This window comes from Sulfitobacter sp. M05, from assembly GCF_029285175.1.
GTDB lineage: Bacteria > Pseudomonadota > Alphaproteobacteria > Rhodobacterales > Rhodobacteraceae > Sulfitobacter.
On record NZ_JABEDH010000001.1, the window covers coordinates 463606 to 481641 of the forward strand.

The following is an 18036-nucleotide window of genomic DNA, read 5'->3' on the forward strand; positions in this document are numbered from 1 at the left end:
TAGGAGCGAATCAGGACGATCCAAAGCGGTCCCTGCCAAAGAGGTAACACAAGCGATAGCTTGGAAGGGCAACACCGTGGACCCGAGTATCTGGGACTAGGCGATAGCCAAACCCGAGATTAGCAAGTGCGACGCAATGGAAGAACACAAAGGCCCGGCTGTAAAGCGCGGGCCATTTTTGTATGTGGTGCGCGGTTGCGCCTCTTAAACTCAATTGGAGACAATCATGAAAACACTAATCCTTGCAGGTATGGCCCTTCTCGCGTCGACGCTCTTTGCGACGGCATCCGTTAACATCAATGAAATCGATGCACCTCCCGTGATTGACCTGGCTGTTGACGATGGCCTGAGCATCGTTGCTGTCGATGGCCTCGAAGGTGGTGATGTGCAGGTGCTAACCGCTGGGGTGCCCAACATGCAGATTGGATGCAGCGATGTGGCAAATTATGTAAGCACTGCGTCCCCCGACAAAGCCGTCCCATTGGTTCAGGGTGCGGAATTTGGTTGGCCGTTGTCAGGGCGGCTGTCTGCGCTGAGTGATGTGGGTGGACCGGGTGCGAAACTGGGGGTGCTTGTTCGGCTATATGGCAGTCACTACCGGCCTAACGAGATGGTCTTTGGTTAGATTACTGACTGTCATAGAATAGGGCCGGCGAGAACGCTTGGCCCTATTTGTCAAATGCCAACTATGCCAAATACCTTTCGTGCGCCCCATGCACCGTCTCGCTCCGAACAGGTGAAAGAGTATGACAAGCGGCGTGGTTCATCACGTGAGCGGGGATACACAACCAAGTGGGACAAGGCGTCGCGGGCGTTCTTGGGAAAACATCGCATTTGCTTGGCTTGCGAGTTGGCTGGTTTTGACCAGCGGACTGAGGTTACAGACCATATTGTGCCTCACAAGGGCGATAAGGCGTTGTTTTGGGACCGCACCAACTGGCAAGCGTGCTGTCGTTGGCATCATGATGTGGTTAAGCAAATGTTGGAGCGGGAATATCTTGCTGGGGCAATCAGCCGATCAGATTTATCACTGACAAGTCGCGTGGCGCTGGATTTGGCGGCGCGTCTGCGTGTCTGAGGGGAGGGGGTATGTCAATCTCCAGAACCTTAACAAACTGGGACCGGCAGCAAACGAAACAAATATGCGCGCAGGTTTTGGGGAAACTTTTTTTTGGGAAATGAGGTAATAGGCCATGGCTGGTAAGCGTAGGGGGCCAGCACCGGAACCTGCGGCTGTCAAGAAAGCCAAGGGGAATTCTGGTCGTCGCCCAATCAAGACACAGAAGATGGAAGAACTTGTCGAGCAAGTTGGTGGTGCCTCAGGAGAGATGGTGCCGCCTGATTGGCTCAATGAAGAAGGCCAGAAAGTTTGGGAATATCTGGCCCCAAAACTGAGCGCGATGCGCATCCTGCAACGGATCGATACACTGACATTTGGGCGCTACTGCGAGAACTTTGGTCGGTGGGTCACTCTTTCCAAAATGATCGAATCAGAGGGGATGACCTACAAACCCGAGAGCGATCATGGAAACTACATTCGGCCCCACCCAGCTGTACCGATGTCGCAGCGGTTGGATCGGGACTTGCAAGCCGCGGAAGCCAGCTTTGCGTTGAACCCCGCAGATCGGCAAAGGTTGTTTGCGGCAAAAGCTGCCGCCTCGGTGGCACCGGATTTATTTAATCAGTCTGACACTGACAATGAGAGTGAGCCGAAGTCTTCACCTGTCGGTATGTTGAACTAATCTCGTGGCTGTTGAATGCAGGCCGCGCGGCGTTGGAAAGAGGGCCAAGTTTGATCACGATCGGCAACTTTGGGTCGACGGTGATTTTTGGTTTGATGAAAAGGCTGCAGATGCAGCTGTTGGTTTCTTCCCAAAGTACTTGCGATTTACCTCGGGCGAATGGGCGGGCCGTCCATTTGTTCTTGAGGATTGGCAGCAAGATGACATCGTTCGCCCGCTGTTTGGCTGGAAACGTCCCGATGGTACCCGGCGTTTTCGCCGATGCTACGTCTGGATACCTCGGAAGAACGGCAAGACAGAAATGGCAGCAGGCATCGCGTTGTTGATGTTGCTTGGAGACGCGGAAGAAGGGGGTGAAGTATATTCCATCGCTGCCGACAAAGATCAGGCGGCGATTGTGTTCAGCAAGGCGTCGACCATGGTCGGGAAATCTGACCCTCTTCAAGATACGTTGGTGTGTTTGAAAACCGCTATTTACTGCAGCACGTTGAATGCGTCGTTCAAGCCGTTGTCTGGTACAGGAAAAGGGAAGCACGGGATGGCAGCCAGTGGATTGATCGGGGATGAAATTCACGAATGGCCCGGCCCTGATCTATATCAGTTCATGCATGATAGCCAAGGAAACAGGCGGCAACCGTTGGAGTTTTTGATTTCGACTGCTGGCAAGAAAGGTGGTTATGGAGCCGAAGTCTGGGACGAATGCGAGAAAATCCTTGATGGCACACTGGACGATCCAGAGACTCTTGTGGTGGTCTATGCTGCGCACCCTGAACAAGACGATTGGACCAAAGAAGAAACGTGGTTTCGCGCCAATCCAAACCTCGGGGTTTCGAAAAAACTGGATACAATGAGAGCCGATGCAAAAAGGGCGTTAAGTTCTCCGCGGTTGGAAAACGCATTTAAGGCGTATCACCTCAATATCTGGTCAGAGCAGGCCGTGCGTTGGTTGCCCATCGACATGTCCGACGACAAGGGACGGCGATTTGGATGGAAGTATTGCGCTGGACCTGTTGATTGGAAAGAATTGGACGGTCGGTTGACTGGCTTGCGCTGTTTCAGCGGTATCGACCTGTCAGCCGTAAGTGATTTATCGTCGTTTGTTCATTGGTTTCCGGTGCAGGATGGGCTTGATGTGCCTACAGTTGTTGCTCGGTTTTTTAAACCCGAAGATCTGATCGAAGAACATTCAAAAAGGGACCGGCTTCCCTATGACCGATGGGTCAAAGAGGGCGCTATCACTGCGACATCAGGCAACGTGGTGGATTACGCGTTCATAAAAAAGGCGTTGTTTGAAGATGCTGAGCGGTTCGAGATTCAGAACATCGGCGTTGACCGTTACAACGCTACGCAAGTGACCATTGAGATTGGTCAAGAAGGCTTGCCGATTGAGTATTTTCAGCAAGGGTTTGTGTCAATGTCGCCGCCGTCTAAAGAACTGGAGCGGTTGGTAATGTCGAATGCGCTGTATCATGGAAACAATCCAGTGCTGGACCGGCATGCAAAGGTTGTCGCCGTCGAGACGGATGCGGCTGGGAACATCAAGCCGACAAAGGCCAAGTCGATTCAACGTATCGACGGGATAGCGGCCTTGGTTAATGCCATTGGCGTTGCCTCGAAGGACGAAGGCGATGGTGACAAGCTGACAAGTGAAAGAATTTTGGCGCGTGGGGGCCTGATATGATTGAAGACAAAAACCAACCAGTTGTTCCCAATTCAAGTGGCTATATGCGTGATGCATTGGCTGTCTTGGGAGTGTCGCTGATTGGATATGGCGCATGGCTGGTCTATCCGCCTGCCGGTTTTATTGGCCCAGGTGTGATCCTGACGGGCATTGCTATCTTTGGGGTGAAGTCCTGATGGTAGGGTTCTTGAATTCTATCGCATCCAGCGTGATTGAACCTGGGGAAGTGAGAGAACTGGTTGACCCGAAACATCCGCGTGACCCGATGCTGGCGCAGATGTTTGGCGATCCTGACGGCGTGGCAGTTAATGCGCAATCGGCAATGCGGGTGACGGCGGTCTATGCTTGTGTGGCGTTGATTTCAGAAACCATCGCGGCGCTACCGCTCCATGTCTACAAGAAGTCTGTGACGGCAACCGGCGGGACATCGCAATCGAAGATGGTGGATCATCCGCTTTACGGTGTTCTACATGACATGCCGGTGGCGGGCATGACGTCATTTGAGTGGCGTGAAATGCAGATCAGTCACACGGCCCTACGCGGTGACAGTTACGCCCGGATTGTGTTGGGGCGCGATGGGCGGGTGCGTGAACTGCCCCCAATATTGCCGGATCATATTGAACCGTTTCGCAATCGTAATGGTCGACTACAATACCGTTGGTGGGAAGATGGTGCCGGGCCGGTGCGGGTTCTGTTCGATGATGAGGTGTTGCGCATCCCGCATAAGATGTTGGACGGCGTGCGCAGCTTGTCACCTATCGCAACACACCGCCAGACCATCGGTAATGCGCTGTCGGCAAATCGGTTTCTGCGGTCATTCTATCAAAACTCGGCGCAACCAAAGGGGGCGTTGATGGTGCCTGAGGCGCTTAGCCCGGATGCGGTGGCAGCATTGCGTGATAGTTGGAACAAAAGGCACAAGGGGCCGGAGAATGCAGGCAAGATAGCGGTCTTTGATGGTGGTATGACGTGGGAACAGATCGGCATGACGATGGATGACGCGCAGTATCTTGAACTGCAAAAGTTCAGCGTTGGCGACATTGCACGTATCTTCCTTGTGCCGCCCCATAAGGTTGGAGAAATGGGCGCTGCGACATTCTCAAATATTGAGCATCAGGCCATTGAGTTTGTCGTAGATACGATTTTGCGTTGGGTGCGTCGCATTGAGATGCGGTTCAATTCATATTTGTTGTCGGCAGCAGATCGGGCGTCAGGTGTTTCGGTTGGTCTGGATATGAAGGGGCTGTTACGTGGCGATGCCTCTGCGCGTTCAGCTTTCTATCGAGCAATGTTTTACATCGGTGCGATGAACCCGAATGAAATTCGTCAAGCGGAAGACATGAATCCGTACGATGGCGGGAATGATTTCTTTGTGCAGGGTGCGACGGTTCCAATTGACAGTCTTGGCGGGCTGGAAAATGTGCCAGGCATTGATGGCACTGTCCAAGAAATGATTGATCAAGCGGTGCAAAAGGCACTGGAAACAGAACAAAGGAGGGCGCAACAACATGCCTAAGGTTGATCCAGATAGCAAAATTGAACGTCGATATTTCCAAGCACAGGGGATGGAAGTTCGTGCAGAAGGTGACGATGAACCAGCTGTTCTGATGGGGTATGCGGCGTTGTTTGATGAAACCTCAGAAGATTTGGGTGGGTTTCGCGAGCGCATCGCTCAAGGTGCTTTTGCAAACACCATTGGCGGGGATATTCGGGCACTGTTCAATCATGACACAAACCTGATCCTTGGCCGAACAAAAGCAAACACTTTGCGTTTGTTGGAAGATCAGCGCGGGTTGCGATGTGAGATTACATTGCCAGACACCAATACCGCGCGCGATCTGCGGGAAAGTGTTCGACTTGGTAATGTCGATCAAATGTCTTTCGGTTTTCGAACAAAGAAGGACAGCTGGGACGAAGTCGATGGTGCCATCGTGCGGACCTTGATTGAGGTTGAGTTGTTTGACGTTTCTCCGGTGACGTTCCCAGCCTATCCACAAACTGAACTCGCACTGCGCTCAATGGGCGCGTGGGACACAGAGCGCAAAATGCGTAATGTGCCAAATTACGACGACGAACTGCGACGGCTGGATTTGATCGGCCTGTAAAGGCGACCAACGGCTTAGTCATCCCCTGAAAATTCAATCCCTAGAGCCTCTTTACGGGGCCTAAACTGGTGGCGTGTCGTCACCTGAACAAGCGAGAGGACTACCATGACACTTAAGGAAATGATCGAAAAACGCGCCAAGTTGATCAAAGATGCGCGGTCGCTATTGACGACAGCCAAAGATGAAAAGCGGTCAATGACCGATGATGAAACGACGCAGTATGACAAAATGTTCGCAGAAGCGGATGAGTTGCGTCAGACCATCGAACGTGAGCAACGGCAACGGGAAGTCGAGCGCGAGTTGTCGGAGGCGGCGGAAGCAGAGGAAGAACGCAATGGTTCTGCTGGTGGGGATGGCGGTGAGCGCCGTGACCGCGCGGATAAACTTCTGGATACACTGCGCTCATTTCTTACAACTGGTCAGGTGAGCGGTGAGGGGGCGCAGGAATTCCGGGATCTGTCGGCTGGCGTTAACACTGAAGGTGGTTTCTTGGTGATGCCGGAAACCTTCGTGAACCTGTTGATAAAAGCGATGGATGACGAAGTTGTCATTCGTAAACTGGCCAACGTAATTCCGATGACGCAAGCGGCGTCAATTGGCATTCCGACATTGGACGCGGACCCTGAGGACGCGGACTGGACCACTGAACTGTCGACGGGCGGGAATGACAGTGGCATGGGCTTTGGTAAGCGTGTGATGATGCCGCACCCCATGGCAAAGCGGATCAAAATCTCTCAGCAGCTTTTGCGGACGGCAGCGCTTGCGCCTGAAACCTTGGTGCGGCAGCGCCTTGGATACAAGTTTGGGATCACACAAGAGAAATCCTATATGATCGGCAACGGCGATAAGAAGCCGTTGGGCTGTTTTGTGGCTTCCAAGGATGGCATTCCCGCCAGTCGGGATGTGTCTGAAGACAACACGACCACCGAGGTCACCGCAAAGGGCTTGATCTCTGCAAAATACTCTCTGAAAGCTGGGTATTGGGCGAATTCCAATTGGCTGTTCCATCGCGACACAATGAAGCAAATTGCGAAACTGACCGATGCAGATGGCCAATTCATTTGGCGGGAAAGCATGCGGGATGGGGAGCCAGATCGTCTGCTTGGGCGTCCGTCGCGCATGTCAGAATTCGTCCCAAATACTATCGGTGCCGGCAATTACGTCGGGTTGTTGGGTGACTTTTCGCATTATTGGATTCTGGACAGTCTGGTTATGCAAATTCAACGCCTTACCGAACTCTATGCCGAAACCAATCAGGTCGGCTTCATTGGTCGCTATGAGGGCGACGGCGCGCCGGTTTTGGCCGAAGCGTTTGCCCGCGTGAAATTGGCGGCTGCCTAACCTTCAAAGGTAATTCGAGCCTGATGGTTTTGTGGTGAGGGCAGCGCTTGCCCTCACTTTTTATGTGACCCCAAACAAGGAATTCTGACATGAATCCCAATCTTTTGAATAACCTCGCACCGCTTGTGCTGGGCAATGCAATTGCTGCCGCCTCAAACACTGATGATGATACCGCGATCATTGATATGGCAGGATTTGAAGGTGTCGTGTTTATGGCTAGCATTGACGATAGCGCGGCAACCGCAGTCGCAGAAATCAAGGTGCAGCAAAGCGCTGCGAATGCGGGTGGCGGAATGGTCGATCTTGTCGGTGCTGTCGCAACGCTGACAAGCGCTGTTGATGATGATCTAAACGCGCAGTTCTTGGCCGTGGATGTGTTCCGGCCAACGGAGCGCTATCTCCGTGTCAACCGTGCCTCAAACACGGCCAACATTGCTTTCGGCAGTGTAATTGCCATCCGCTACGGTGCGCGCAAGGTGCCGATCGATGTGGCAGGGGCTGGTGTAGCTACGGTAGTGCGATCACCCGCTGAAGTTTGATTACTCCTCAGGCTGGTGAACATGCCAGTCTGACCCCATCCCCATTTGAGAGGGTATCCAACATGGACATTAAATTGAAAACCATCATCGCTAACGCGCAACTCTGTGCAGACGCGGGAGAAACAGTCTCAGTCGACAACAAGCTGGGTGAGGCTTTGATCGCGGCGGGCGATGCAGAGCGCGTTGGCCCGGCCGCCCGTGAAAACACATCGATTGATCCGCGTCAGGTCGAAGTCGATGAGCGCGCCGCAGCTCTTCGGAAGTCTCAGGAGGATGCCGCGAAAAAGACGCCAGACGCGATCAAGAAGGCACTGGATCAGCTGTCTACAGAAGCGGATGACGATTGGACCGCATCAGGTAAGCCCGCGATGGATCGGGTCAAAGAGCTAACCGGTGCTGCTGATCTGACGCGAGCAGAATTGGACGATTTATTCCCCGAATTCATCCGACCTGTTGTGAACCCAACTCCGCCCGCTGTTCAAGCACCGAACCCTGATCTGGCACCCGCTAGCAGCGTTCGGTCCAGTGCGCCTTAAGTCTGTTTGAACCCATGCGCTCTGTATTGATCGAAAAACCTGTTCGCACTCCCGTTGATTTGGCTGCTGCTAAGCACAGAGTTCGGCAATTTGAAGATGACGACAATGACCAAATCGAAATGCTCATTGAATCGGTTGTTTCGCACCTTGATGGTGTCGATGGTATTCTGGGCCGTGCTTTGATTTCTCAAGACTGGGCCGATGTGTCTGGTGGTTTTGCGACAATTGAGCGGATTCGGTTGGTGTTGGACCCTGTCCAATTGGTTCTTGCAGTCACCTATTATGACGAAAACAATCAACTGCGAACCCTAGCGAATGACGCATATTCACTTCATGCGGATGCGTCAGGATCATACATCAGGCTTGCGGCTGGCTATGCTTGGCCGAAAACCTTTGATCGCGATGACGCGGTTTCTATCACCTACCGTGCCGGATATGGTAATGAGCCTTCCGACGTGCCGGGTGCGATCCGGTTGGCGATCCTTGATCTTGTCGCCCATCGTTACGTAAATGTTGAAGCGGTTCTTGTTGGGACAACAGCATCTGACCTTCCGCGCGGTGTTGCAGGTGACCTTCGCCCATACACAAGGCCGCACTTCTGATGGGGGCGGGTAAGCGCGGGCATAAGGTTACCTTCGAGGACAAGACGCCTGGAGTGCGTGGACGGCTTGGGTCGACCAAAACGCCGTTGTCTCTTCACTGTACTGAATGGGTGGAGCTTATCCATCAGCGAGGTGATGTTGCAAAGGACGGCGGGCGGGTCGCAGGACGTCAAAGCCTACGTGTTCGGTTGGTCGCCACCTTGAAAACTCGGGCGATCCGTCCAGAGTTTTTGATGACGATTATCGCCTCATCGGAGGTCTATCAGGTCCGATTGGTTGATACTTTCACTCAGCGTGGGAACGTATTCCTGACTGTCGAAGGTCCGCTAAGTCCCGAGGCGGTTAATGTCTAGGTCGCTCAAAATGACTGGTGGCAAAGAGTTGGAGCAGCTGTTGGCGCAACTTCCAACAGCAACGGCAAAGAGTGTTGGGCGGCGGGTTATGAAAAAGCGACTGAAACCTGTCGCGGATTTTGCCAACGCGCTTTGGCCGGGTAGCTCTGATGATGTGTTCAGGATTACTTCGCGCGTGAGCCGTGGACAAATTGCTGACAGCCACATGCAGCGTGACAGTGGCACTTTGAACATGTTCGTTGGTGCGCCGGGTGGTGCTTTAGGTACGCCTGAAGCGCACCTGATCGAGTTTGGGACTGGGCCGCGATACCACGAGTCAGGCAAGTATGTTGGGGCGGTGTCAGCATCCCCGATGTTGCAACCAGCTTGGGAAGCGAACCGTGGAACGATGCTTCGAGCGTTGGGCGCAGACTTGTTCGAGGAAATTCAAAAATCGCTGGCGCGCCGTGCAGCCAAGTAGGGGGAGTTGATGGCGAACATTATACAAAATCTCACGATTACGACCGATTTCATGGAATTCCAAAGCAGGCTTTTGGAGCTTGAGTGCTACCTTGAGACAGCACACGAAGATGATCCGATCAAAGGCCGTTTGGATAAGTTGTGCGAAGTTGATGCAGGCGATTTGTTCCGCGTGGATAGCGAGTTCGAGGATGGCCAGATTACATTTAGTGTTGTCGTTGGGTCTGAATTGCAGGCAATTTTCGACATGGTTTCTGGCTGATGGAAGACCATTTGGATGGTGTGCTGACTGCTGGCTTGGATTTTCCGATTGCATGGGGGAGCCTCGGAAAAGGAGCCAGCTTACCGCGGGCTGCAATCTATCGGGTCAGTGGTCAGCGCGACATGCACATGGGTGGCAAGGGGCTCATGCAAGCGCGGTTGCAAATTGACTGCTATGGCGAGGATTACCCGCAAGCGCTTGATGCCAGTAAGGCCATAAGCGGCCTCCTTGAAGGATACCGGGGTGGACCGGTTCAGGGCGTGTTCCTGAAGGCGATCCGCGACGGGATAGAGGGAGACACCAGCATCTTGCAGCGGGTGTCTCTGACATTCTCGGTTACTTACCGGGACTAATCGCGGGTCTCTCCGCATCATCAAAACTGGAGAAAGAAAATGACAGAATCTGTCAGCACCATTGGCTATGGGGACGTTCTTGAATGGTCCACCGATGGCGGATCGACGTGGGCGGGGGTCAAAGAGTTTAAAACCGCAGACCTGCCGACACACTCAGTTGAGAAAAAGGATCGTACTCATATGGGGTCCCCTGGGCGGACCAAGGAATACGCGCCCGGATTGAAGGATGTCAACGATGTGAACTTTACGTTCAACTTCAACAGCGATGACTATGCAGCGCTGTATGCGTTGGAAGTTGCTGGTACCGTCGCAGAATGGCGGCACTCGCTGTCACCCGATGATGGCGAAGCAACGGGCGCAATCTATGAATACAAGGGCTTTGTCGAACTGAGCGGCGGTACGCGCGAGGTTGAGGGGATCACCGAAGCCTCTGGCACAATCAAGCGCACCGGTGTTTCGGCATTCACCCCAGCAGTGGCGGCATAACCCATGATTGGTGAACATATACTGAAATGGGAAGGCGGCCAGCACATCATCAAGCTGTCTGCGCGCGCAATGGCCACTATCGAAGAGATCTACGATATGCCCTTTGGTGAGGCTATGCAGACCCTGAGCGGTGAGGGTAGTTTCCGCATCCAGAAACTTGTTCAGCTGCTTTGCCCGTTGATGAATGCGGGGAAGGGTGGTGGCGAGGATGAGGCCTACGATTTGATTGATAATGTTGGCATCGAAGCGGCTGGGGGTGCCTTGGCTGATGCTGCTGAAAAGGCGTTTCCTGAAGCCAAAAAGGGCGCTGGGGGAAACGGACGCAGCCGGAAGCCCGCCAAGAAATAAAGCCATCGCGCTTTGATTTTGGAAGTCTTCTGGAAGAATGGGTCTCTCATGGCCTGAATGCAATGGATATGGGCGATCTCTGTTTTCGCGAGATCGCCCATATCATGCGAGGTGCAGCGCATAGCAGCCAAGTCAACGCCTGGATGATTGGGCAATATGTCATGGCTGCGCATCACGCCCCGAAAGATTACCCGAAATACCCTGAACTCAACGTGTCGCAGTCGGAAAATCCGATTGTGGGCGCAGAGGTTCAGGCAATTCGACGGCGGGTAAAACTTGAAAATGACACACGGAAAGCGATGAAACATGGCCGTTGAAGTTGGTGCCCTGCGCGCGCTGTTGTCTTTGGACACGGCGGCATTTGAGCGGGGCGCAAAGCGCGCGACCGCGCACATGGGTAAAATACAGGCGCGGTTGCAGAAGGTTGGCAAGCGTTTTGACAAGTTTGGTAAGAGCCTTACCAAACGGGTCAGCCTGCCAATTGTTGCTGCTGCTGGGTTGGCGGTAAAATCATCTCTGAGCATGATCGACAGTCAGGCCAAAATGGCTCAGTCATTGGGTACGACGGTCGAATCCATGCAGGTTCTGGGCAGAGCCGCCGATCTTGCAGGTGTGTCTACTGGTGAACTTGAGCAGGTGTCCTTGCAGCTGACCAAGCGTCTCAGTCAGGCTGCAGCTGGTGGTGGCCCAGCTGCAGCGGCGCTGGACAGCTTGGGTCTGTCTGCTGAAAACTTATCTCAGATGCCGCTTGATCAGCGCATTGCTGTAATTAATCAAGCCATCGAAGATACAGTACCAGCGGCCCAGAGGGCTGCTACGGCGGCCAAGCTGTTCGGTGATCGAGCAGGGTTGGTGGCATCGCGTCTCGACCCTGAGACAATTAAAGCTGCGACAGATCAAATTAAGCGATTTGGTGTCGGCGTTTCTGATGTGGACGCAGACAAGATTGAATCTGCAAATGATGCAATTTCGGGCTTGGGTTTGGTCACAAAGGGGTTGGCCAATCAGATCACCGTCGCGCTTGCGCCAACATTGCAAGCCATTGCTGAACGCATCGCAGATGTAGGGGAGTGGTTTTCAAAGCTGTCTCCCGAGGTGAAGCGGTTTGCCGGGATTGCGACGGCTGTTGCAGCTGCACTTGGCCCTGCATTGATTGCGATAGGGTTTCTTGCGACCGGACTGGCTGCGGTTTCTGCCCCTGTTGTTCTTGTCGTCGGAGGCCTAGCCGCTGTTGCCGCTGCTGGCGCATACCTTGAACAAAGGTGGGGGGCAATTACCGCCATCGTCGAGGCCGTAAAGTTGGCATGGGTGCAGTTTTCAGAGGGCATTCAGGGATACATCGCGCCAGCATTGGATGGCCTTGGTGCCGCATGGGACAACATCAAAGGCGCGTTTGGTAATCTCGTGGAAGCGTTCGGCTCACTCTTCGCCATGTTTGGCGGTACTGAATTCACAAGCTCGAAATCGGGCCTTTTGGACCTAAATACAGCGCTGGGGAATTTGGCTGGGATCGCTTTTCAGAGCATTGCCGCCGGTCTGGAGTTGTTTGCTCGCGGCCTCGAAACGGTCACCGGCGTGATTGCCGCGGCGTTTGAAGGAAATTGGTCTGGTGTCTTGGATCAATTGGAAGAATTTGGAGATTGGTTCGCCACGACCAAGGCAGGAAAAATGGCGTCAGCTATTGGGGAGAAAATCGGAGGCGCAATCTCCGATATGGCTTCCAAATTGTCCAAGAAATTCCCGGCAGCAACAAGGGCGGCGGAGGAGTTTGTGGTAAATTTTGCCAAAGGGTTCCCTGTAGTGATCAGGGAAATCTCTGATCTCGCCAAAGATATTGCCGCCGAACTGGTGCAAATGGCTGCCAACCTGTTTGAAGCGGCGCTGGACATTGGGGCACAAATTGTCGCTGGGATAAAACAAGGGATCAAAAACAAGTGGAATGAATTGACTGCCTACCTGAGCAGTCTGACGGATTTGCTTCCTGAATGGATTCGCAAGAAATGGGAGATTCATTCACCTTCTCGTGTCTTCGCAGAAATCGGTCAATTTGCCATCGACGGCCTGATTGTTGGTTTTGATGAGCGGTCACGCGAGGCGATTGATCGGGCTGGCCAGCTGGCCAGCGATGTTGGTCAGGGTGTAAATGATACCTTGGCCCCATTAATCAGCGGCGCATCGCAGCATTTTGGTGACTTCGTTGCGCGCGGGTTCAAGGATTTCAGCGGCTTTATTGATGGTATCAAGGACACCTTCAAGCAAGCGCTGTCTCAGATGATTGCCACAGCGGCGAAGAACAAAATCATGTTCAGCATGGGGTTGTCAGGCAACACAGCACTAGGCGCTGCAGGTGGGGGTGGTGCCGTGCCGGGCGGCGGCGGGGTGCTGTCTGGAGGCATGGGGGGGCTGGCGGCCCTTGGTTCAGCTGCATATGGCGGATTTGTCAATGCGCTTGGCTCGCTTTTTGGCGCTGGGGGTGGTCTTGGTGCGATGTTTGGTAGTATCGGGGCGCAGGCTGCTGCTGCTACAACGGGGTCTTTGACTGCGATTTCCGGTGCCGTCGGTGCGCTGGCCGTTCCTGTATTGATCGTTACAGCGGCATTTTCGTTTTTCAAAAAGAAGATCAAGGTTTTGGATACCGGCTTGCGGGTTGCCGCAAACAGCACAAATACCCTCGTGAAAGAGTTCGAGAAAATCCAGATCAAGAGGTTCTGGGGGCTGAGCAAAAAGACCCGCGAGGAAGAATCCGAAGCTGACGATGAGGTAGCTGGCCCGATCTCCAAGGCGATTGCCGAAATCAGGGAATCTGTATTGGCTGCTGGTGCGCGCATTGGTCTGACGGCTGAGAAATTCTCGAGTTGGGCATCTGACATCAAGGTGTCCCTAAAGGGACTGGATGAAGCGGCGGCCAGTGCGAAAATTCAGGAAATGTTTCAGACGATTGCAGAGGACTTGAGCCTTGCTGGTCTGGGGGCCTTTGAAGTGATCCGCGAGGGCGAGACCGCTCAGGCCACATTGAACGCACTTGCTGTCGCAATCGAGGTGGTGAACGGCACATTCAAAAACCTTGGTTTCCGGCTGAAAGATGTATCGGTGATGGGTGCCGATGCAGCGCGCCGATTCACTGATTTGTTTGGGGGGGTCGAGGGGTTCGCCAAATCTGCGGATGCCTACTACCAAGCTGTTTATTCTGAAGCTGAGCGGATGGGTAATGTTGGTCGTGAGCTTTCGCGAATGTTTGGGGAGATGGGGTATGCGGACCTGCCTCAGACGCGAGAACAGATTAGGGAGATTGTTGATGGTTTGATGGAGGTTGGTACCACAGATGTTGCCGCACGGATCATTCAAATCACGCCAGCACTGGCTGAATACATCGACTATTTAAAAGAGCAGGCTCAGGTCACTAGTCAAGCGGCGATTGCGGCAGCTGAGATGGCGGCGCGGCTTTCCGAAGTTACTGCTGAGATCAGCACCCGGTTTGCGGCGGGTATGGATTTCATCGTTCAGAATTTCTACAGCACTTCGCAACAGCTGGAGCATTATTCAGAGCGGGCTAAGTTGGCGTTTTTGGCGGCTGGAATTGAAATGCCGCAGACTGCGGCGGCATTTCAATCAGCGGCTCAAAAGGCGGCGGCGGATGTGCAGCGCATCCTCGACATGGTGGCGCAGGGCAAGGCCTCCTTGGCCGAACTGGAGCGTGCCAAGGCGCAGCAGTTGGCAATCATCGAGTTGGCTGATGAGGCAAAAAGGGTCTACGATCTTCAAGACAAGGCCAATCAGGAGCGTCTTGCGGCGGCGGAACGCGCAGCCAAGGCTGCGGCGGAACGAGCGGCAGCCCTTGATCGCAAGCGTCAGTCAGCATCGGTTCGGGTAACCAAATCGGTTGGTAGTACAGTTAGCGCATTGGATACGCTGCGCGACAAGCTGACCTCGACCATCGCAGATATCAGCAAGACTGCAACCAAGGTGAATGACGTTTCGCGGCAAGCATCGGCGCGCATCGTTGCCCTCGCGATCACGACGGGCAAGGCGTGGGAGGCGACGTTCATGCCGGCATTAGATTCGCTGAAAGACATTGACGCTTCAAGGTTTCAGTCGCGCTTGGAGTTTGATCGTGCGCGGGCGCAAACCGGACATCTCCTAGCTCGTGCGCATGCAAGTATTCGTCGGGTCGAAGATGACCCGATGACGGCACGGGAAATGCGCGAATATCACAATGAGGCTGTTAGAAAATACGCTGATATTGAGGACGTGCTGACCAGATTGCTTTCGGTGAATAAGCAGGGATTGGCTTGATATGACACTGGGTTTCCAAATTCTGCCGGCCATGCCTATCAGTGCGGCTCAGGTCACCACGGCTCCGCCCGAATTACATCCTGACTGGGTGGCGGGAGCTTATAATTTCGAGGATAGGGTTGTCCGGCAGCAAAAGGTTTATGAGTGTCAGGCGGACGGCGTTACCAGTGATCCGCTCATAGGCGTCGGGCTTGCACCTATTCAGTGGGTTCTGATTGGACCATCCAACAAGATGGCTCCGTTTGATGGTCGTGCAGGAACCTATGCTGAGCGGACGGATGGCGGTGATCTTGTGTTTCGGGTGACACCTGGGCCGTTTTTCACGTCTGCTTACATCACTGGAGTGGTTGGTGCGTCGGTAACATTCAGGCACTTGGATGCGGCTGACAATGTGAAGCGGACGTCTAGCCCGGTTGTGATGGATTTTGCTGGGCACAATACACCTTGGAACGTGCTGTTCGCGCCATGGGAGGTTCGCGCGTCGTTTGGGTTCGGGCCTTTGATCCCTCTGATCGGTGATGTCGAAGTCACAATCACACCTACAGGTGGTGTTGCTCGCGTTGCTGAAATTATTATTGGTCGCAATCGGGTGATTGGCGAGACATCCCCCGAAGTCGACCGCCGTTACATCGACAATAGCACCTATGAGGCAAATGCTTTTGGCGAGGTCGACATTACCCAGAGAGCTGGTGTGCCTGAACGGCGTTTCCTGATCAACATGGATTCAACAGACGTGCCAGCCGCCGAACGCGTCTTGGCTGAAAATACAGGTGCGCGGTGTGCGTTTATTCCCAATGAATTTGTCCTTGATCTAGTGACCTTTGGATACGTCTCCGACTGGCGTTTTCGAGAAACGGTGATGTGGGATGAGGCAACAGGCCGTCGTTTGGGCGGGGCAATTCTTGATCTTCAGACCAGAGGTGTAAAATGACAAAACCGACAAAACCGGCGGCGGTTGATGGCCCGACGCTTGACGATGCAGCGGATGCTCAGCTGTTCAGCTCTAAGACATTCGCTTGGGTGGAATTCACACCATTGGCGGTCCAGTTCATGGCGGACTCAAACGACTATGTTGATCTGGTTGCTGCTGCGGTCGACGCTGACGCCATGGCGACAGAGGCGGGGCGTGCGCAGGCGGTCCTGAAGGCGGGGGAGGCGGCGGCGGCGGCGGTGACCGCCGGTGAAAAGGCCGTGCTGGCAGGCGGCGCAAGGGACGCGGCGCAGGTTTTTGCAGCTCTTGCAGGCGCAGCGGCGGGCCTAGACCTTTCCGGCATGGCCGGTAGGGGGCTGCGCGTGAACAGTGCGGAGGACGGGTTCGATTTTGCGGATGCAACGTTAAGCGCGGCGTCAACGTCGGGGGCCGTTCAGGTGGTGGATTTTGGCGCGGCGGACATCCATACGATTGATGCGGATGTGCCTATCGTCACGGTCTCTTTTTCTGATCCGAACCCCGTCGATAAAATGCGGGTGATTATTAAAAACAGCGTGGCAGGCTATGACGTGGCGGGGGCAGCGTTGCTTTCGCAAAGCGACATATCTGCGCAGGCACCGGTCCCTTATGGTATTCGGCTGTCCCCCGATGGCACGATGATGACCATCAATGAATATAGCGGGCAAAGGCTTCGACAGTACGCCCTTTCAACACCTCACGATGTCACAACCAAAGAATATACGGGCTATGGCGCACTTGGACAGCTTATTGGTTTTGATTACAACCGGGCAGGAACGTCGATCTATACAGTTCGGTATCAGTCGGGGCAACGGTATGTACGACGCCATGCTGTTTCGGCCCCTTTTGACAGCGAAACGGCAAACCCAAGTCACGCGTCATCATTTTCGGTGAATTCCCACAACAACAATTGTCACGGTATTCGGGTCAACGACGATGAGACGAAATACTGGCTAATCCGCTATGACGGTTCTGAAATTCATGAGTTCACCATGGCGGTTGCTGGTGACACGTCCACCTCGTCAAAAACCAAGACATTTGATTTGTCGGCCATTGTTGCGAGCGGGTACGTGCATGACCATTGTTTCAATGAGGACTATTCAAAGCTGTTTATAATTTCAGACACGTTAAACCGCGTGATCGAATTGGACCTCACCACCCCAGAGGACATTTTGACCTTGGAATACAACGGGGTGTTTTACGACGTGTCTGTCGATGGCATCGGGCAGCCTAATGGGATTGATTTCTCACCGGGGGGCGGGGACATGTTCCTTGTCGATCAACAATCCGATGAGGTTTACCGTTACTCTACCGCCGTTGTCTCAATTGCTTTGCCTGTAAATCTCAACGTACCCAATTTTGTGCCCCCAAGTATGGGGGCAACAGTGATGCTGGATGTGATCACTGTTGACGAGGGTGTGACCTACGAAGGAGCGGTGCTATGATCAAATACGAAAAGGACGGCGTCCAAGTTACCGTTGGACAATTCAAGGCACGGCACCCCGAGGTGGTATTTTCAGGGGCAGCCCCTAGTCAAAAACTCGCTGAGCATTTTGGATATTCCGTTGTTCGTGTTCCTGATCCTCTGCCTTGGAGTAGTTACACCGAAGCGCGGCTGGCTGTGGTCCAGTGGATCAACGGGCTAACGTCGCAAACTATTAGCCTCTACCCTGACGCGGTGCAAAAACGTTGGGCGATTGAAGAGGAGGCGGCGCGGGCGGTAAAGGCGGGAACCGCTGACGCCTACCAAACTCAGATTGTGACTGAAGAGGGTGCGGCCAAGGGTAGGACAGCAATTGAACACGCTGACGCCATTATCGTTAACGCGGATCGCTTCCACGGCATTGCCGATCAGGTGAACAAGCTGTTCTTGGCAACCGACAAGGCGCTTTCGGATGCGTCAAGCCCGAGGGAATACCCGGCGATTTTCGCGACGGCGCAGGCGCAGGCGGCACCTTTGGCAGCGGCCTACGGATTGGAGGTGTAA

Annotated in this window: 20 protein-coding genes; all 20 read left to right on the forward strand. The window is 53.9% G+C overall.

Features of this window, described 5'->3' with window-relative positions; translation table 11 throughout:
• Positions 1 to 226: 226 nt before the first annotated feature.
• The 20 genes from HKX44_RS02295 (at position 227) to HKX44_RS02390 (ending at position 18036) form a co-directional block, all read left to right on the forward strand.
• Positions 227 to 625, forward strand: a complete 399-nt coding sequence (locus tag HKX44_RS02295) for a hypothetical protein (RefSeq protein WP_276149687.1) — start codon at positions 227 to 229, stop codon at positions 623 to 625.
• Positions 626 to 1286: 661 nt separating this feature from the next.
• Positions 1287 to 1742: a phage terminase small subunit P27 family gene (locus tag HKX44_RS02300; RefSeq protein WP_276149689.1), complete on the forward strand. Its 456-nt coding sequence runs from the start codon at positions 1287 to 1289 to the stop codon at positions 1740 to 1742.
• Positions 1743 to 1746: 4 nt separating this feature from the next.
• Positions 1747 to 3423 (forward strand): terminase TerL endonuclease subunit, encoded by a 1677-nt coding sequence (locus HKX44_RS02305; RefSeq protein ID WP_276149690.1) that lies wholly within the window; start codon positions 1747 to 1749, stop codon positions 3421 to 3423.
• On the forward strand, positions 3420 to 3599 hold the full coding sequence (locus tag HKX44_RS02310; protein ID WP_276149691.1) for a hypothetical protein: 180 nt from the start codon (positions 3420 to 3422) through the stop codon (positions 3597 to 3599). The genes HKX44_RS02305 and HKX44_RS02310 overlap by 4 nt, the downstream gene beginning before the upstream one ends.
• Positions 3600 to 3649: 50 nt before the next feature.
• On the forward strand, positions 3650 to 4939 hold the full coding sequence (locus HKX44_RS02315; RefSeq protein WP_276149692.1) for a phage portal protein: 1290 nt from the start codon (positions 3650 to 3652) through the stop codon (positions 4937 to 4939).
• Positions 4932 to 5528, forward strand: coding sequence for an HK97 family phage prohead protease (locus HKX44_RS02320; protein ID WP_276149693.1), 597 nt, complete (start codon positions 4932 to 4934; stop codon positions 5526 to 5528). Before HKX44_RS02315 ends, HKX44_RS02320 begins: the two co-directional genes overlap by 8 nt.
• Positions 5529 to 5633: 105 nt before the next feature.
• The gene (locus tag HKX44_RS02325) at positions 5634 to 6869 is read left to right on the forward strand and encodes a phage major capsid protein (protein ID WP_276149694.1); all 1236 of its coding nucleotides are present in this window, start codon (positions 5634 to 5636) and stop codon (positions 6867 to 6869) included.
• 89 nt (positions 6870 to 6958) lie between these two features.
• Entirely contained in the window at positions 6959 to 7408 is a 450-nt protein-coding gene (locus HKX44_RS02330) for a hypothetical protein (RefSeq protein WP_276149695.1), read from the forward strand.
• A gap of 62 nt (positions 7409 to 7470) precedes the next feature.
• The gene (locus tag HKX44_RS02335) at positions 7471 to 7944 is read left to right on the forward strand and encodes a hypothetical protein (RefSeq protein ID WP_276149696.1); all 474 of its coding nucleotides are present in this window, start codon (positions 7471 to 7473) and stop codon (positions 7942 to 7944) included.
• A gap of 26 nt (positions 7945 to 7970) precedes the next feature.
• Positions 7971 to 8546: a hypothetical protein gene (locus HKX44_RS02340; RefSeq protein WP_276149697.1), complete on the forward strand. Its 576-nt coding sequence runs from the start codon at positions 7971 to 7973 to the stop codon at positions 8544 to 8546.
• Between the two features lie 441 nt (positions 8547 to 8987).
• The gene (locus tag HKX44_RS02345) at positions 8988 to 9359 is read left to right on the forward strand and encodes a hypothetical protein (RefSeq protein ID WP_276149698.1); all 372 of its coding nucleotides are present in this window, start codon (positions 8988 to 8990) and stop codon (positions 9357 to 9359) included.
• 9 nt (positions 9360 to 9368) lie between these two features.
• Entirely contained in the window at positions 9369 to 9620 is a 252-nt protein-coding gene (locus HKX44_RS02350) for a hypothetical protein (protein WP_276149699.1), read from the forward strand.
• Positions 9620 to 9973 (forward strand): hypothetical protein, encoded by a 354-nt coding sequence (locus HKX44_RS02355; RefSeq protein WP_276149700.1) that lies wholly within the window; start codon positions 9620 to 9622, stop codon positions 9971 to 9973. Before HKX44_RS02350 ends, HKX44_RS02355 begins: the two co-directional genes overlap by 1 nt.
• A 39-nt stretch (positions 9974 to 10012) precedes the next feature.
• Positions 10013 to 10459, forward strand: a complete 447-nt coding sequence (locus HKX44_RS02360; RefSeq protein ID WP_276149701.1) for a phage tail tube protein — start codon at positions 10013 to 10015, stop codon at positions 10457 to 10459.
• 3 nt (positions 10460 to 10462) lie between these two features.
• Positions 10463 to 10807, forward strand: coding sequence for a hypothetical protein (locus HKX44_RS02365; protein ID WP_276149702.1), 345 nt, complete (start codon positions 10463 to 10465; stop codon positions 10805 to 10807).
• A 68-nt stretch (positions 10808 to 10875) separates the two neighbouring features.
• The gene (locus HKX44_RS02370) at positions 10876 to 11124 is read left to right on the forward strand and encodes a hypothetical protein (protein ID WP_276149703.1); all 249 of its coding nucleotides are present in this window, start codon (positions 10876 to 10878) and stop codon (positions 11122 to 11124) included.
• Positions 11114 to 15100 carry a hypothetical protein gene (locus HKX44_RS02375; protein WP_276149704.1) on the forward strand — a complete coding sequence of 1329 codons (3987 nt, stop codon included), beginning with the start codon at positions 11114 to 11116 and terminating at the stop codon, positions 15098 to 15100. The genes HKX44_RS02370 and HKX44_RS02375 overlap by 11 nt, the downstream gene beginning before the upstream one ends.
• 1 nt (position 15101) lies before the next feature.
• Positions 15102 to 16031 (forward strand): hypothetical protein, encoded by a 930-nt coding sequence (locus HKX44_RS02380; RefSeq protein WP_276153181.1) that lies wholly within the window; start codon positions 15102 to 15104, stop codon positions 16029 to 16031.
• Positions 16028 to 17494, forward strand: a complete 1467-nt coding sequence (locus HKX44_RS02385; RefSeq protein WP_276149706.1) for a hypothetical protein — start codon at positions 16028 to 16030, stop codon at positions 17492 to 17494. The genes HKX44_RS02380 and HKX44_RS02385 overlap by 4 nt, the downstream gene beginning before the upstream one ends.
• Positions 17491 to 18036 (forward strand): hypothetical protein, encoded by a 546-nt coding sequence (locus HKX44_RS02390; RefSeq protein ID WP_276149707.1) that lies wholly within the window; start codon positions 17491 to 17493, stop codon positions 18034 to 18036. Before HKX44_RS02385 ends, HKX44_RS02390 begins: the two co-directional genes overlap by 4 nt.